At 66.1% G+C, this 1,479-nt stretch carries 1 protein-coding gene; it reads left to right on the top strand.

Translation table 11 applies throughout. The annotated features are described in order from the left end of the window. The first annotated feature begins 231 nt into the window (after positions 1-231). A complete protein-coding gene (locus MU407_RS13945; protein ID WP_246958390.1) occupies positions 232-1,455 on the top strand; it encodes an IS110 family transposase in 1,224 nt (407 codons plus the stop codon). Positions 1,456-1,479 lie beyond the last annotated feature (24 nt).

Genomic DNA, 1,479 nt, shown 5'->3' with positions numbered 1-1,479 from the left:
CCCGTTACCGTGTGAGCACCCCCGATGGTCGGGGGTCTGGTCGCTCGGCCGGGTATGGCTTTGTTGCCCTGCCATTCATGGTCCGGGGGGTGTTGCCGCCCGGTCGAGAGACACGCGTTGACCGCTGATAGGGACACGGCCCAGCACTGCTGAGGTCTCTTCGTAACGTGGGTGCCGGCACCGGGTGTCGAGACTGCGACCAGCAGTGATGCGTTCAAGGAGGACGACATCATGAACTCCGAATACGCGGTCGTCATCGGCCTGGACGTCGGCAAGACCGGGCATCACGCCTGCGCCCTGGACCCCGACGGGAACAAGCTCTTCGACAAGCCCCTGCCGCAGGACGAGGCCCAGCTTCGGGAGCTCTTCACCGGACTAAACGTCCACGGCAAGGCGCTCATGGTCGTCGACCAGCCCAACACCATCGGAGCGCTCCCCATCGCTGTGGCCCGCGACGTGGGCTGCACCGTCGCCTACCTCCCCGGGCTCGCGATGCGGAAGGCTGCAGATCTCTATCCCGGCAGGTCAAAGACCGATGCGCGGGATGCGTTCATCATCGCCGACACCGCTCGCACCATGCCTCACACGTTGCGGCAAGTCGACCGCGACAATGAGGTCCTCTCCGCACTGAAGGTCCTCGCCGGCTTCGATGAGGACCTCGCCCACGAGACGACCAGAGCGCTGAACCGGATCCGCTCCCTGCTGACCCAGATTCATCCCGCGCTCGAGCGGGTGTTCGCCGGCGGCAGCCTTTCCACGGCGCTGGTACTGGACCTGCTGGAGAAGTTCGCAGGCCCCACCGGGCTCAAAACCGCTGGTCGGGCACGGGTGCTGCGCTTCGCTCGCTCGCACTCTCGCCGCGATCCCGAAGCACTGGTGGACCAGATCTTCGCGGCGCTCGGTGAACAGACCGTGGTCGTTCCTGCGACCGCGGCCGTGGAGTTGGTGATCCCGAGAGTTGCTGGCCAGGTCAAAGAGCTGAAGGAACAGCGAGCGACGGTGGCTAAGGAGGTGGAGGCCATGCTGGAGGATTTCCCTCTCGCCTCGGTCTTGATGAGCATGCCGGGGATCGGCATCAAGACCGCCGCCCAGATCCTCATGGCCGTGGGCGATGGCACGGGATTCGAGACCCCGGGCCATCTCGCGGCCTACGCCGGGATCGCGCCGGTCACGCGAAGATCCGGCACCTCGATCCGCGGCGAGTTCCCCGCCCGCTCAGGCAACAAACGGCTGAAGAACGCACTGTTCTACTCGGCCTGGGTCGCCTCGAACCACGACCCCATCTCCAAGGCCTACTACGATCGAAAACGCGCAGAGGGCAAGCGCCACAACGCCGCCGTGATCTGCCTGGCCCGCCGCCGCTGCAACGTCATCTTCGCGATGCTCCGCGACGGCACCTACTACCAGCCCCCGACCACCGCCCCTACTCCCGAGCCGACCGCCCTCGCGGCTTGACTCAGAACATAGGGACACCCCCCC

It is taken from the genome of Brachybacterium sp. Marseille-Q7125 (genome assembly GCF_023062615.1).
Lineage (GTDB): Bacteria > Actinomycetota > Actinomycetes > Actinomycetales > Dermabacteraceae > Brachybacterium.
The sequence above is the reverse complement of the archived record's forward strand: the minus strand, read 5'-3'. Positions and strand labels throughout refer to the sequence as shown.